Genomic DNA, 13810 nt, shown 5'->3' on the forward strand with positions numbered 1-13810 from the left:
GCGCGACTCGGCCGACCGCGAGTGGAGCTGAGGCACCGACTTTTTCCACCGGAAAGAAAGGAGGTCAGGCTCCTTTCTTTCCGGTGGAAATCCATTATTTAACTGCCGTACCGCTCCGTTCTTTCAGGATGACCATCAGCCGGTCCGCCATCTCTGTTTTCTGCCGAAAATCAATAAATTCTCTGAAAGCGGAAGCCGGAAAACTCCCCTGTTCCATCAGCAGTCTGCGGTAATAATAGAGCCGGTTTTCCTTCCATTCGACCGAAGCCGAATAAGAACCGAAGCGGGAGGTGATCTCTACGGGTTTAAACAGAGCTTCAGGAACCATGGTGGCAGGAAGCCGGCAGACGACGGTGTCGACGTGAAAAGAGCCGCCCGTCAGTTGGAAGTCGGCAGAGCGGCCCTCGCTCCCATCCGGGAGGACCTTAGGCTTAATCAGCAGGTTGGGCGTCAGTAACAGTCAACAGACGCCGAACCAGTTCGAACCAGACTCTCGAATGATAATTCTCGGGGCTGCTCATATAGGGCTCCTCCCGGAGAGCCGGCACATTTTTCATGGCCCACTGATATTTTATGCCGCCGGGGGTGCGCTGGGTTTTATCGACGGCCAACTGTTCGAATTCCTGAAAAAGAATCCGGTATTCAATGCCGGGCACCATATTGAAGTTGTATTTGCTCCATCGGACCGGAATTTCCTGCTGGAAGTGCCACTCCCGAAATTCATGGAAAAAATCGGACTCGATCAGGTATCTGAATTCAATGACGGACCCTTCCTTCACCGCGGGTAGGGTAAACCGCCTGACCCGCACCGGACAGGTGCGTCGTTCACCGAAGACGGCATCTTTGGTGAGCCGCATCGATTTTACCGAGCCTTCCACCTCACGGACCTCTTCTTTCCACTCGTGGTCGAGAAAGTAATCATAAAGAAAACCTACGAAAAAGTGGTAAATAAGGAGTCAGGAACAAGAAATGTACCAGAAAAGGGGAGAAATGCTTTTAATGGGGCCGGGAAAAGGCTTTCTCACCGGCTCTTACGGCTATGGGAAGGTGATTTTCCTTCGGAGGAATCGGGCAGGCATAGCCGTCGCTATAAGCACAGTAAGGATTATACGCCTTATTGAAATCGATCGTTATTTTTCCTTCTTTTTGATCGCTCATCCGAAGGTCGAGGTAACGGCCACCTCCATAAGTTTCCTTCCCGTTGGTCAGATCCTTGAAAGGAAGGAATAAGTAATCGCGGTACTGGGGCAGACGGGCCAGCTGAAGACTTCGATAAACGACCAGTTTCTGATCCCGACCATTCCATTTAAAAGACAGGACGGCATACTGGACATACGGTTTTTTCTGCCCGTCATAAGTCGGCAAATCGAAGGGTTCCGCTTCCGGTGTTCGCTGCAAAACGGCTTCAACACGAAAAGTGGAATCGGGGTCGAAAAAAGAAAGGAGAGGCAGGTCTTCCTGTTTTAAAGGACTCCGGGGGTCTTTTAAAAACTCGGCTTTATAGGTCTGCCGGTGTCGGTTAATCTGCTGCTGAAACAGGGATTGAGCAAAGCCGGAATGCTCTCCTGAAAGAGCGAAAAACACTCCGGCCATCACCATTACCTTACTCGTCGGAAGCATTGCTGCGGGGAGTCTGCTGGTGAGAAACCAGTTCGTATCCCGTCACTCCGTCTCCGTAATCGAACGATTTAATCGTAAAGGTATACTCTTCATCCATGTAGTTAAGGCCCATTTTCTGGAATACGCCTTTCAGGGGAATCGAGTAACCACGGCCGGTTTTCGCCAGTTCGAATGCTTCGGCATCTCCGGCCTCCGTAGGAATTAAATAAAGAGCCTTAACTCCTTTCCGACGGTTAACGGTTCCTACCCGAAAATGGGGTTTCGACGGGTCGATATCCAGCCCTTCCATCAGTTTTTGAGGAAATGCCAACCGACCGGTTTTTGTAACCGAAGTCGTGAATAAGGTTTCTTTCGGAGCGGCTTTAGGCACTTCGCCAGAGTTATCCTGCGGAGAGAAAAAGCGGATTTTGTTCGGTTTTACCTTCATTGGGTGCTTCCAAAAATTTTGTTTGCGTACAAATCTATTGATTAAAAACTACTTTCATTAAAATTTTTTATTTTTCTTCGTTAAGCGTCTAACCTGCCCATTTAACCACTAAATTCTCCTCTTTATTAAGAACGGTATTCCCGGGCAATGGTTTCATAGAATCGCAGGATATAATGCGTTTATCTTCATTCTATTGCTGATTCCTGTCGGGATGAGGATAAACGGCTGACGCCGGAATCGAACGTTTCAGAGATTAAGGCCGGAGTAAAACCGAAGTCTAAAATGGCCCCTTCCAATTAGTCTCTATGCATACTCTACTTATTTATTTTTTATTTAATCTCCCTGTCTACGACTTTATTCTATGGAAAATTGATAACAAGTATTCAAACATTCACATAAACCGATAAGCCAAATTTTATTTCAACAGATCGCTAATTATCAGCAGGTTCAAATCAGAATCTTATCAATTACCTAAGTTTATTTCACTAAATGACTCCTTGCCTTTTCATAAAAAAGCATGATCCGGAAAATAAATGCTTAAAAAGCCGGTAAAATTTTCCTGCCGTTCGGTTGGTTTATCAGGGTGATCAGCGCAAAATCTGTACCAGATTTCCGGAATAAATTAGCTGTCTTAACGAGTCCTTAACCGGATTATACGCCCTTTTCGCCTTTTCGGTTTCAGAAAAACTGCCTGTCTTACTCTTTTAAATTTCACCGGCCGGCGATAAACTTTCATTCGTTTTTCCGGTTTTAAATGACAGTACGCATTAAAACAGGTACTCAAAAAAGCTCAACGATCATGAAACGACTCACTTTATTTCTGCTCCTCCTGCTGGGCGCCTGGACCTTCCAGGCCTGTAACAGCAACAGTAGTGAGAAGGACAGTGCCGAACAGGCCGAAGAAGCGAACGACGACAAAGACGTCCGCGAGGACGATTCCGAATTTGCCGTAAAAGCCGCCAGTGGCGGGCTAATGGAGGTGGAGTTAGGCCGACTGGCGCAGCAGAAAGCCCAGAGCCAGCGCGTGAAGGACTTCGGCGCTATGATGGTCGAAGATCACACGAAAGCCAACAACGAACTGAAGACGCTGGCCACGGCTAAAAACATCTCGCTTCCGGCCACCATGGGCGAAGAACACCGCAAGCACGTCGACGATCTGAGCAAACTCTCCGGCGCCGAATTCGATCGGGAATATATCGATCTGATGGTCAAAGACCATGACGAAGACATCAAACACTTCAAGGAAGCGGCCGACGATGCGAAGGACACCGATATGAAGGCGTTTGCCGCCAAAACGCTGCCCGTCCTCCAGAAGCATCACGATGCGGTCAAAGCCATTCAGGACGGCATGAAAAACCAGTAAGCAAGTTGCACTTCATCGACGGGACGCAGGGTTACCTGCGTCCTTTTTTATTTCTTTGCTGTACCCCTGGAAAACTAAACCGACCCTGACCTATGCCGGCCACCGATTCTGATCTTGAACGCCTGAAAAAGGCGGTTTCCGGGTGGATTACGCTCCCGGAAGAGGAATGGAATGCTTTTGCGGTTTGCTGGCACCCGGTCGAATACCGTCGGAAAACCATCCTGACGGCGGCCGGCGAAGTGGAGCGGTATGTGTACTTTGTGCTGGAAGGGGTTCAGCGGGCCTATTTTCTGGGTGAGGGCCGGCGGGAGGCCACGCTGATCTTTTCCTATACCGGCTCGTTTTCCGGGATTGCCGACTCGTTCCAGTTGCAGCAGCCCTCGCGGTATTATCTTGAAACCCTGACCGCCAGCCGCCTGCTCCGGTTGTCGTATGCAGATTTCGACCGGCTCCTGGGCCGCTATCCCTCCCTCGAACGCTGGGGGCGGCTGGCCACCTCGACGGCCCTCTCGGGTCTGATGGAACGGTATATCGAACTGATGACCTACACGGCCGAGGAAAAATTCCGGGTGTTGCTGACCCGCAGCCCCCACGTCCTCCAGCTCATCCCGCACAAGTACCTCGCTTCCTACCTGGGCCTCGATCCGACGACCTTCAGCAAGCTGATGGCTTCGGTTAAATTATAACGGGGCATCGAAATCTTGGTCTGTGCCAAGATTTCGATGCCCCGATTGACGTAGGTTTGCATCCGTAAACAACACCGCCATGCGCCATTTTCAAACCAACGACCTGCTTGCCGAACTGAACCGCGACACCCGGGAGCTTATCCGGATCGCCCGGGAGGAACTCGCTCCGCTGTCGGATGCCGACCTGAATCGCCGGCCCTCCCCCGACGGCTGGAGCATTGCCCAGTGTCTGGAACACCTCAACAGCTACGGCGACTATTATCTGCCCCGGCTGGAAGAAGCACTCCGGAAAGGCGTGGAACGGCAGATTTCCTTTCATCCGGAGTTTCGCAGCGGCCGGCTGGGCCACTATTTCGCCGAATCCATGCGCCCAAACGCCGACGGCTCCATCGGTTTGAAGATGAAGGCGTTCAAAAACCACCGCCCGGCACCCGAACTCGATGCCCGGGCCGTGCTGGCTTCCTTTCTCAACCAGCAGCAGCAACTGCTGGACCTGCTCCGGCGCGCCGGACAGACGGACATGAGCCGGCTCCGCATCCCGATCTCCATCGCGCGCTGGGTTCGGATTTCGGCCGGCGATACGTTCCGGTTCCTGATCGCTCACGAGCAGCGCCATCTGGTACAGGCCCGCCGGGTGGTGGAGTATCTGAAAAGCTCCGTTCTGCCGGTGGCTTAAGGCACAATCGGCTGGGTGGAAAGAGCCTCGCCGGTTTCGGGGGCGGCCATGAATTCACCCCGTACGACCTGGGCGGTTCTATGTTCCCCGGAGTGATGCCAGCCCGGAGGCATGACGACATACAGCAGCTTGTTTTTCAGCCCGGGTGCCCGCCGGACGTCCTTCGCCAGCGCGTACAGCTCGCCGAAATAGACATCCCAGAAATTACCGGGTTTCATCTCGCGGGTGATGCCGTACACCATCGGCACGTCCTTGCGCTCGTGTTGCAGCGTCCCGAATACTTTGTCCCAGATATTGAGAAGGTTACAGAAGTTGGTATCCATGTACAGCGGGTTTTTGGCGTGGTGGACCCGGTGGTGTGAAGGCGTCAGGATGATCTTGTGCAGGAAGCCCATCCGCCCGTCTTTCAGGACGTTTTCGCCCACGTGGATAAAGGCGCCCCACGTACCGTCGATGAACATGATCAGGAACAGGAGCGCCGGGTTGACGCCCAGCAGAATGCAGATGGTCGTTCGGATGACGTCGGCATACGGTCCTTCCAGGAAAAAGTGGGCGTAGGTCACCGACAGGTTCATGTCTTCCGGAGCGTGGTGGGTAGAGTGCAGACACCAAAAGATCCGCACCTTATGGCCCAGGTAGTGATAAACGAAGTGCGCCAGTTCCCAGATCACGTACCCGTAAATCAACCAGTACCAGGTCAGGCCGGAGGTCAGCACCGCGTAGGGCTCGAACAGACCGATGCAGAAAGCCACGGCGGCAATGGAAATATACCGCCCGATCACGCGGTTGAAGACGATGATCAGAAAGGGAATCTTATAATTCTCAATCTTGAAGCGCTTGTAAAAACCGGCCCGGATCATCTCGATGATGAGCAGCAGCGGTATCAGCGGAGACATGGCGGACCGGATTCCGTCCCACGTCATCAACGAGCCGTAATCGCCGGTTTCGAACAGTTTAAGCCAGGGTCGGATTCCAAAAAACGAAATGACTTCCTGATAAAGAGTTTCGAGAACTTCCATAAACGTTGGTTTGGGTTAGGGAGTGAATAGAAACAAATAAGGCCCTTCCGGGAGCGTAACCAGTCGGAAAAATACAATTTATCCCCAGCAAATCAAAACGTTTTCATGTTTTGATAGCCTGCGGCCTCAGGACCGGCGCCCCTCCACGGCCAGCAGGTACAACTGCATGGACTCTCCGGTTTCGGCGATCCAGCGGTCGTAGGTTGCGATGGCGGCTTCGCGTTCGCTCTCCGCGATATAGCCGTCTTTCACCAGCTGCGGCCCCCGGATTTCGGCCACTTCGGACCAGATGCGGCTCGCGACCGCAAAGGCCGGTTCGCCTTTCCGGCTGGTTTCAAAATGCGGCTCGACGATGATCCCGGTCAGACCGTGACTCCGGAAAAGAGCTTCCAGATGGTCGGCGACGGCATTGTCGAAACCGGCGTCCTGCCGCCATTGCAGAAAAGCCGCGTAAAACCGCTTCATGGCTTCGGGCGGCTCCGGCTGCCATTCCACTTTTTCGTGATTATAATCCAGCACGGCCAGCACCCCGCCCGGTTTCAGCAGGGCTTTCATACGAATCAGCGCTTCCTCCGGTTTCGCCAGCCACTGCAGCACCCGGGCGCAGGTGACCAGGTCGAAGCGCTCGTCGGTTTCGAAGCTGAACAGGTCGGCCTGCTGGAACGCCAGTTGCGGCAGATCGCCGTGCTGTTGCTGCGCCTGTTCGATCAGCTTTTCACTGGGGTCGATGCCCAGCACCCGGCCTTCCGGCCCGACGCGTTCGGCGATGCCGCGGGTGATGGCTCCCGAGCCGCAGCCCACATCCAGCACCGACAGCCCCGGTTTCAGATATTTCAGGAGGTTACGATTGCCGTTCTCGACGGTCCGGCGGTCCAGAATCGGATTGACGACGGCAGGCATGGCGGCCCGGTGGGCTGCGGTTTGTTCGGACATGGGAAGGGAGGTTTCGGGCAAGTTAGAAATTTTGAATCGAAACGGGAACGGACCGGCTGAAACCGGCAGGCGGTCTGTGTTGTTATTGCGGCACGAAGCCTGTCAACTATTCTTATGAGCCACGCAGCCAATTCTCCAAAAAACGAATCCTTTCAGGACATCATCCGGGGTGATAAACCGGTGCTGGTCGATTTTTACGCCGACTGGTGCGGCCCCTGCAAAGTGATGGCGCCGACGCTGAAACAACTGGCCGAACGGACCGGCGACAAACTCCGCATCATCAAAGTAGACGTCGATAAGAGCCGCTCAGCCGCCCAGAACTATCAGATTCAGAGTATTCCGACCCTGATCCTGTTTCATAAAGGCCGCATCGTCTGGCGGCAGTCGGGCGTGGTTCCGCTTCAGAAGCTCGAAGCTATGCTCCGTCAGGTAACAGGCTGACCATCCGGTATTTACTGATCTGAAGCCGTAAAGATGACGGCGGCATCCTTGTCCAGATCCTGAGGGCCGATCCAGACACCCCCTTTGAAATCGGGCAGGTTGCGGCTTTTGCCGGTCCAGATGTCCACCACCCGCACCCGGTAGACCTTTTTCGGCGTCGACAGAGTCGGCACCCCCGACTGTACGTAGAGCAGATACTGACGGCGGTCGGGGTCGGTCAGGCAGAGGGTGCCGTGGTGGGTGAGGGTGTTGTTGGGCTGCATTCTCCACCACTCCAGCGACGTAAAGACGTCGTGCAGGATGCCGTAATACGTCAGCATAATCATCGTCGAGTCGCCCCGCCCGTTGATCCAGCCCCCGCCGGTATCGGGGCCGCTGCCGGTGCCCCGGTCGGCCCGCTCGCCGGTAGTCTGATAACCGCCCGCCATGCAGATCTCCCAGGCCAGGCGGGTGCGGTTTCTGGCATCGCGCCCCGGGGCCACGCGCTTGCCCAGCGGCCCGCAGCCCCATTCCGGATAATGGTCTTCGTAGCCGTATTCCTCGTTGATCTGCGGCTTTACGACGCCCGTCTGCGCCTGCTTTTCCCGGTTCTGAAGCATGGCGTAATACCCTCCGCACTCATCCCAGTTCTGGAACATGACGTAATCGACCCATTCGGAAGCCCGGAACGGAAAATCGCTGTGGCCGTGGATGGAAATCAGGTGTTTATAAGGGTCGATCTGCTTCAGGAATTTGCCCATCCGGTCGGCCCAGGCTTCGTTCCGGAAGAGGTGGTATTCATTCGTGACGTCCCACATGACGTTATCGTAGGCGGCAAACCGGTTGACGGCATAGCGGTAATACCGCTGTTCGTCCGGTCCGCCCATGTTCGTTTTTTTGAACGGGTCGGTGCCGTGATCGAGGCCGTCGACATAAAAGATCAGGGAGATCTGAATGCCGCGGCTGCGGGCGTGGGCCAGCATCCGGTCAATGCGCTGCCAGTGTTCGACGTTGAAGCGGGTCACGTCGAAGCCGGGCGTATCGAGGCTGGCCGGGTCCCTCGCGACCCAGGGATTGAGTTTGAACGTAAACCCGGCGCTTTCCTTCACCATCGGCTCCGACCAGCGGGCGCCGTCGGGCTGCCGGCCGTTCATCGCCACCCGCATCCGGTTGATTTTCAGCCTCGCCAGCCGGTCGATGGCCTGGCGGATGGTGGCCTCGTCCTTCCAGCCCATGAGCCAGTAGGCGGTGGTGCTGTTCCAGAAATAATGCTTTTTCGTGCCTTCGTAAATGAAGTGGTTCGGGAACTCCGGATCGACCCGCAGTAGCCCGTTGCGGTCCTGTGCCACCGCCCGGAACGAACCCGCATACCGCAGCGGTTTGCCGCCCTGCCGGCCCGTTATCAAAAACAGGTAGGTGCCCGGCCGGCGGGGCATGAACCGGATGCGGAACAGGGAGCCGTCCTGCGCATCGCAGAAGCCTTCTACCCGCACGGTATCGCCCTCGGCCTGCGCAAAGGCGCCGGTCAGGGTCACGTCCGTAAACGGGTTGCCGGTTTTCATCGGCGGTAGTTTCAGGGTGATTTCGGCGATGTCATAGACCGCCACTTCGGGACGGCTGAGCGAAAAGACACCGCCGGGGTTGCGCTGGGCGAACAGAGGACCCGCAGCCAACAGCAGCAGCGTCAGGATCGGTTTCATGGATAGAGAGATGGGGAAAGGAATTGCCGGCGGCAAGATAAGGGAAATGTCGATGGGAAGAACGGTTCCGGCCGGATACAAAAAAGCACCCGGTCAGGGTATGACCGGGTGCGGGGTATTTTATCGGGATGCGCAGCGCTTACGAACCGCACGCTTCGCAGTCTTCCGGATTGTCGAGCGAGCACACCATGGCGGCATAGGCCGTTTCGGCGTCGCTGACCAACTGCGGATGGGCGGCTGCCCCTTCCTGCGCGTATTTCTCGTAATTCAGCGGTTTTTCGGTGGTTTCGACCAGTACCGGCTCCAGCTGCACTTCGGCCTGTCTCTCGACCGTAAACTTGACGGCGTCGGCTGCGGCTTTCGTGCGGAGGTAATACATACCGGTTTTCAGACCGCGCTTCCAGGCGTGGAAGTGCATCGAGGTCAGCTTGCCGAAGTTCGGATCCTGAATGTGAATGTTCAGCGACTGCGACTGGCAGATGTAGGCACCGCGGTCGGCGGCCATGTCGATCACGACTTTCTGCTTGATTTCCCAGACCGTCTTGTAGAGGTCCTTGATGTTCTGCGGCAGATTCGGAATATCCTGCACCGAGCCGTTGGCCGCGATGAGCATGTTCTTGGTCCGGTCGTTCCACATGTTAAGTTTGACGAGGTCCTTGAGCAGGTATTTGTTCACGACCACGAACTCACCCGACAGCACGCGACGCAGGTAGATGTTGGACGTAAACGGCTCGAAACACTCGTTGTTGCCCAGAATCTGGCTCGTCGACGCGGTCGGCATAGGGGCCAGCAGCAGCGAGTTGCGAACGCCGTGCTGAACGACGTCCTTCCGCAGCGACTCCCAGTCCCAGCGGTTGGATTCGGGCTTGACGCCCCACATGTCGAACTGGAAGATGCCCTGCGAGATGGGTGAGCCTTTCCAGGTCTGGTAGGGGCCGTAGAGCTTCGCCTGTTCCATCGAGGCCGTCATGGCACCGAAGTAGATGGTTTCGAAGATATCCTTGTTGAGCTGTTTTGCCTCTTCGGATTCGAACGGCATCCGCAGCATGATGAAGGCATCGGCCAGCCCCTGCACCCCGATCCCGATCGGGCGGTGGCGCATGTTGGACCGGCGGGCTTCCTCCACCGGATAATAGTTGATATCGATGATCTTGTTGAGGTTACGGGTCACGACCTTCGTAATCTCGTACAGTTTCTGGTGGTCGAAACGCAGGATGCCGTCCTGGCCTTTGACGATGAACTTCGGCAGGGCAATCGATGCCAGGTTACAGACGGCTACTTCGTCGGCCGAGGTGTACTCGATGATCTCCGTACAGAGGTTCGACGACTTGATGGTGCCGAGGTTTTTCTGGTTCGACTTGCGGTTGGCCGCATCCTTGTAGAGCATATACGGGGTGCCGGTTTCGGTCTGCGATTCCAGAATTTCGTACCAGAGGTCCTGCGCCTTCACCTGCCGGCGGTAGCGGCCGTCGCGCTCGTATTCTTCATACAGCTTCTCGAAATCCTCGCCGTAGGTATCGGCCAGACCGGGGCACTCGTGGGGGCAGAACAGCGACCAGACGTCGTTGTCTTCAACCCGCTTCATGAACAGGTCCGGCACCCAGAGGGCATAGAACAGGTCGCGGGCGCGGAGTTCTTCCTTCCCGTGGTTCTTCTTCAGCTGCAGGAACTCGAAAACGTCGGCATGCCAGGGTTCCAGATACACGGCGAAGGAGCCTTTGCGCTTTCCACCGCCCTGATCGACGTAGCGGGCCGTGTCGTTGAATACGCGCAGCATGGGAATGATCCCGTTCGAGGTGCCGTTGGTACCTTTGATGTAGGTGCCCGTGGCGCGGATGTTGTGAATGCTCAGACCGATGCCGCCGGCCGACTGCGAAATCTTGGCGGTCTGCTTCAGCGTGTCGTAGATGCCCTCGATGGAGTCGTCCTTCATCGTCAGCAGGAAGCAGCTCGACATCTGCGGCTTGGGCGTGCCGGCGTTGAAGAGCGTCGGGGTGGCGTGGGTGAACCACTTCTCCGACAGCAGGTTATACGTCTCGATGGCCGCGTCGATGTCGCCCATGTGAATCCCGACGGCCACGCGCATCAGCATATGCTGCGGGCGCTCGGCGATTTTGCCGTCGATCTTCAACAGATACGACTTTTCGAGCGTTTTATAACCGAAATAATCATACCCGTAATCCCGGTCGTAGATGATCGTGGAATCGAGCAGGTTGGCGTTTTTACGAACCACATCGTATACTTCCTTCGAGATGAGGGCCGCATTTTCACCCGTTTTGGGGTCGATGTAGTTGTATAACCGCTTGATGGTACCGGAGAATGACTTGTTAGTTTCCTTGTGCAGGTTCGAGATGGCGATCCGGGCGGCCAGGATGGCGTAATCCGGGTGTTTGGTCGTCATCGAAGCTGCGGTTTCGGCGGCCAGGTTATCCAGTTCGGTGGTTTTCACCCCGTCGTAGATTCCGTTTACCACTTTCATCGACACTTCGATAGGCTGCACGTAGGCGGGGTCCAACCCGTAACATAATTTCTCGATCCGGGCGGTGATTTTGTCTAACTTGACCGATTCCCTGCGGCCATCACGCTTGATTACGTACATAGTATGATTGAGGGATGTTTAGTATAGAAAGTTGATATATAATGTCGTTTTTTAATCATTCCTTAAAGGTACTATGCAGGAATACAACAAAGCAAAGCCGAACGTTCGTCCATACCCTGTCAACTTGGAATTATCAAAACTCATGGCTGTGTTAAGGAACTGTTAAGACCTTATCCAGAAATACTTATCAAAACCCTACCGGCAAAAAGGTCTAAGAAAGTTGATAGGAAGAATTTAGCCTGCGGTTCAACGCCACCTCTAAAACTCTGATTGTTACCGGTTTGTTACTCAAAATACGGAAAAATGGACAAAAAATCAACCCCGAATTCCGAAGTTTTTTCAGGGGCCTAATTCTTTTCGGGGATCCCGGACAAAAGCTATCGAATTGATTGGAAAGCATTTGTAAACTCCTTACCTTTGCAGTCCTTAAATCTCCTGGAAACAGATTTATTGCTATAGAATTATGAAAAAAGGTATTCATCCGGAGTATAGAGACGTCGTTTTCTGGGACTTAACCAGCGATCACAAGTTTCTCACGCGCTCCACGGTACAAACGAAGGAAACCATCGACTTTGAAGGCAAGTCCTATCCGGTGGTGAAAGTGGAAGTTAGTTCAGAATCACACCCGTTCTACACCGGTAAGAACGTACTGGTCGATACCACGGGTCGTGTGGACAAATTCCTCAAACGCTACGGAAAGAAATAACTTCCCGACGCTTCGTCAAAAAAGCCTGCTTCCGGAACGGAAGCAGGCTTTTTCTTGTCCGGCCCTTCAGATACCGAACCACCAAAAAAACGCCCGCCGGGTTTTGGGTCCCGGCGGGCGTCGCTGTCTGTCATCAACTCGTTTAGAAGCCGGGGTTCTGCGTCAGGTTCCGGTTGTTGTCGATCTCCCGTTTCGGGATCGGCAGCAGCAGGTGTTTCTCCTGGAACGTCTTGCCGTAGATGGTGGTGTGCCCGACGAAGTCATCCCAGCGTTTGGTGATGTCGTTGCGCACCTTCCGGGTCCGGATCATGTCGAACCACATCTTGTCTTCAAACGCCAGCTCGAAATACCGTTCCGCCCAGACGGCCTGCTCGAAGGCCTCCATCGTCGTGGCCGTCACGGGGGGCAGCAGCGCCCGCGCCCGGATGTCGTTCAGCGCCTTAACGGCCTGCGCGTTCGGCTTGCCCTCGGCCCGGTTCGAGGCCTCGGCATACATCAGCATGACGTCCGCCAGACGGTAGATCGTAAAGTTGAGGTTGGCCTTGGCGTCGTTGTCGACGGCCTGCTTGTCGAAATACTTATAGATATAGTAGCCGCCCAGTTCCAGCTTCTCCCGGCGCGGGTCGCCCAGCGGGTAATCCGACGGGTGGCCTTTGTAGAAGGTATAATAGAACTGCTTTTCCTGCGTGCGTTTGTCGCCTTTCTCATAGCTCTCGACAAACTCCTTGCGCGGAGTCAGCCCGCCGTACTCATCCGAATAGGCTCCAATGCCACGGAGGGTCGGCAGGGTCACCGGCGTCATCCCGTTGTTGCGGATGTCCTTCTCGTGCTGCACCTGCAGGATGAACTCCTTCTGGTTGCGGTTGGCCGGGTTGATCATGTCCGTGTATTCCGTAAACAGCGAATAAACCCCGCTGTCGAGCAGCTCCTTCGAGCGCTTGGCCGACTCGGCATAGGCCTGGTTGCCGCCCCGCACCGGAAAACCGGCGTACGTCAGGTATACGTCGGCCAGGATGGACTTGATGGCACCCATCGAGATCCGTCCGGCGACGTCGCGCCAGGGCAGGGTCGACTTCTCGGCTTCGAGCAGGTCCGGAATGATGATCTCGTCGTAAATCTCCTTCACCGGAGAGCGGGGCGTCTGCACATCGCCGAGTTCGGTGATGAGTCCCGTGATTTTAGGCACGTCGCCGAACATCCGCACCAGCTGGAAGTAATACAGCGCCCGCATGGTTTTGGCCTCCGCAATCATGTTGGTTTTGGTGGCCGCCGGCAGGGTCGTGATCTCTCCGACCTTCTGAATGGCCAGGTTGGCCCGGGCAATGCCGGAATACATCCCCGACCACCAGTTGTCGATGTAGAAGGCGCGCGCGTCGTATTCGAGGTTGTAGAATTTGAACGCTTCGGTCTGGGAGTTACCGTCGGCTTTTCCGGTCAGAAACTCCAGCAGCGACGCGTTGTTGCCGCCCCAGCCGCCACCGCCGTTGTTCCAGGTGGTGATGTTGGAATAGGCACCGTCCACGAAGGCCCGGGCAATCTCCGGGCTGGAAACCGGAGAGGAGGTCGTCAGCGAACCGGTGGGGTTCTCCTTCAGAAAGTCCTCGCAGGAAGTCAGCGTAAAACCGGCCGCTGCGACAAGACAGATGATATGTTTTTTCATT

At 55.2% G+C, this 13810-nt stretch carries 14 protein-coding genes; 5 read left to right on the forward strand and 9 right to left on the reverse strand.

The features are described from left to right. Positions 1-94 precede the first annotated feature (94 nt). From DX909_RS30170 to DX909_RS17490, 4 genes are all read right to left on the reverse strand, one after another. On the reverse strand, positions 95-460 hold the full coding sequence (locus DX909_RS30170) for a DUF3858 domain-containing protein (RefSeq protein WP_510186349.1): 366 nt from the start codon (positions 458-460) through the stop codon (positions 95-97). Continuing rightward, on the reverse strand, positions 432-857 hold the full coding sequence (locus DX909_RS17480; RefSeq protein WP_128546497.1) for a DUF3857 domain-containing protein: 426 nt from the start codon (positions 855-857) through the stop codon (positions 432-434). The genes DX909_RS30170 and DX909_RS17480 overlap by 29 nt, the downstream gene beginning before the upstream one ends. Before the next feature lie 139 nt (positions 858-996). Further along, entirely contained in the window at positions 997-1620 is a 624-nt protein-coding gene (locus tag DX909_RS17485; protein WP_229311093.1) for a DUF1684 domain-containing protein, read from the reverse strand. After that, positions 1604-1909 carry a hypothetical protein gene (locus DX909_RS17490; protein WP_128546498.1) on the reverse strand — a complete coding sequence of 102 codons (306 nt, stop codon included), beginning with the start codon at positions 1907-1909 and terminating at the stop codon, positions 1604-1606. The genes DX909_RS17485 and DX909_RS17490 overlap by 17 nt, the downstream gene beginning before the upstream one ends. 937 nt (positions 1910-2846) lie before the next feature. On the opposite strand from DX909_RS17490, the gene DX909_RS17495 reads away from it, so the two are divergent. The 3 genes from DX909_RS17495 to DX909_RS17505 all read left to right on the forward strand — a co-directional run bounded on the left by DX909_RS17495 (position 2847) and on the right by DX909_RS17505 (position 4772). Beyond that, positions 2847-3410, forward strand: coding sequence for a DUF4142 domain-containing protein (locus tag DX909_RS17495; protein ID WP_128546499.1), 564 nt, complete (start codon positions 2847-2849; stop codon positions 3408-3410). Between the two features lie 92 nt (positions 3411-3502). Continuing rightward, a complete protein-coding gene (locus DX909_RS17500; RefSeq protein WP_128546500.1) occupies positions 3503-4096 on the forward strand; it encodes a Crp/Fnr family transcriptional regulator in 594 nt (197 codons plus the stop codon). A 79-nt stretch (positions 4097-4175) separates the two neighbouring features. Beyond that, the gene (locus DX909_RS17505) at positions 4176-4772 is read left to right on the forward strand and encodes a DinB family protein (RefSeq protein ID WP_128546501.1); all 597 of its coding nucleotides are present in this window, start codon (positions 4176-4178) and stop codon (positions 4770-4772) included. On the opposite strand, the gene DX909_RS17510 is transcribed toward DX909_RS17505, so the two are convergent. Continuing rightward, entirely contained in the window at positions 4769-5791 is a 1023-nt protein-coding gene (locus tag DX909_RS17510; RefSeq protein WP_128546502.1) for a sterol desaturase family protein, read from the reverse strand. The two genes, DX909_RS17505 and DX909_RS17510, sit on opposite strands and share 4 nt — an antisense overlap. A gap of 126 nt (positions 5792-5917) precedes the next feature. Beyond that, positions 5918-6724 (reverse strand): class I SAM-dependent methyltransferase, encoded by an 807-nt coding sequence (locus DX909_RS17515; RefSeq protein WP_128546503.1) that lies wholly within the window; start codon positions 6722-6724, stop codon positions 5918-5920. A 114-nt stretch (positions 6725-6838) separates the two neighbouring features. On the opposite strand from DX909_RS17515, the gene trxA reads away from it, so the two are divergent. Continuing rightward, positions 6839-7165 (forward strand): thioredoxin, encoded by a 327-nt coding sequence (gene trxA, locus DX909_RS17520; RefSeq protein WP_128546504.1) that lies wholly within the window; start codon positions 6839-6841, stop codon positions 7163-7165. Between the two features lie 11 nt (positions 7166-7176). Here trxA and DX909_RS17525 read toward each other — a convergent pair whose 3' ends face one another. Together DX909_RS17525 and DX909_RS17530 are read right to left on the reverse strand one after the other, a co-directional pair. Continuing rightward, a complete protein-coding gene (locus DX909_RS17525) occupies positions 7177-8844 on the reverse strand; it encodes a DUF5060 domain-containing protein (protein ID WP_128546505.1) in 1668 nt (555 codons plus the stop codon). Between the two features lie 139 nt (positions 8845-8983). Beyond that, positions 8984-11443 carry a ribonucleoside-diphosphate reductase subunit alpha gene (locus tag DX909_RS17530; RefSeq protein ID WP_128546506.1) on the reverse strand — a complete coding sequence of 820 codons (2460 nt, stop codon included), beginning with the start codon at positions 11441-11443 and terminating at the stop codon, positions 8984-8986. 463 nt (positions 11444-11906) lie between these two features. Here DX909_RS17530 and DX909_RS17535 point away from each other — a divergent pair, with 463 nt between their 5' ends. After that, on the forward strand, positions 11907-12149 hold the full coding sequence (locus DX909_RS17535) for a type B 50S ribosomal protein L31 (RefSeq protein WP_128546507.1): 243 nt from the start codon (positions 11907-11909) through the stop codon (positions 12147-12149). Between the two features lie 142 nt (positions 12150-12291). On the opposite strand, the gene DX909_RS17540 is transcribed toward DX909_RS17535, so the two are convergent. Further along, positions 12292-13809 carry a RagB/SusD family nutrient uptake outer membrane protein gene (locus tag DX909_RS17540; protein ID WP_128546508.1) on the reverse strand — a complete coding sequence of 506 codons (1518 nt, stop codon included), beginning with the start codon at positions 13807-13809 and terminating at the stop codon, positions 12292-12294. Position 13810: the final 1 nt, after the last annotated feature.

Origin of the sequence: Larkinella soli (assembly GCF_003703975.1) — a bacterium.
Classification (GTDB): Bacteria; Bacteroidota; Bacteroidia; order Cytophagales; family Spirosomataceae; genus Larkinella; species Larkinella soli.

Coding starts and splice junctions, on each gene's coding strand:
- DX909_RS17505 (WP_128546501.1), top strand. CDS start 4,176: ATGCGCCATTTTCAAACCAACGACCTGCTTGCCGAACTGAACCGCGAC.
- trxA (WP_128546504.1), top strand. CDS start 6,839: ATGAGCCACGCAGCCAATTCTCCAAAAAACGAATCCTTTCAGGACATC.
- DX909_RS17510 (WP_128546502.1), bottom strand. CDS start 5,791: ATGGAAGTTCTCGAAACTCTTTATCAGGAAGTCATTTCGTTTTTTGGA.
- DX909_RS17530 (WP_128546506.1), bottom strand. CDS start 11,443: ATGTACGTAATCAAGCGTGATGGCCGCAGGGAATCGGTCAAGTTAGAC.
- DX909_RS17490 (WP_128546498.1), bottom strand. CDS start 1,909: ATGGAAGGGCTGGATATCGACCCGTCGAAACCCCATTTTCGGGTAGGA.
- DX909_RS17535 (WP_128546507.1), top strand. CDS start 11,907: ATGAAAAAAGGTATTCATCCGGAGTATAGAGACGTCGTTTTCTGGGAC.
- DX909_RS17495 (WP_128546499.1), top strand. CDS start 2,847: ATGAAACGACTCACTTTATTTCTGCTCCTCCTGCTGGGCGCCTGGACC.
- DX909_RS17480 (WP_128546497.1), bottom strand. CDS start 857: ATGCGGCTCACCAAAGATGCCGTCTTCGGTGAACGACGCACCTGTCCG.
- DX909_RS17485 (WP_229311093.1), bottom strand. CDS start 1,620: ATGCTTCCGACGAGTAAGGTAATGGTGATGGCCGGAGTGTTTTTCGCT.
- DX909_RS17500 (WP_128546500.1), top strand. CDS start 3,503: ATGCCGGCCACCGATTCTGATCTTGAACGCCTGAAAAAGGCGGTTTCC.
- DX909_RS17515 (WP_128546503.1), bottom strand. CDS start 6,724: ATGTCCGAACAAACCGCAGCCCACCGGGCCGCCATGCCTGCCGTCGTC.
- DX909_RS17540 (WP_128546508.1), bottom strand. CDS start 13,809: ATGAAAAAACATATCATCTGTCTTGTCGCAGCGGCCGGTTTTACGCTG.
- DX909_RS17525 (WP_128546505.1), bottom strand. CDS start 8,844: ATGAAACCGATCCTGACGCTGCTGCTGTTGGCTGCGGGTCCTCTGTTC.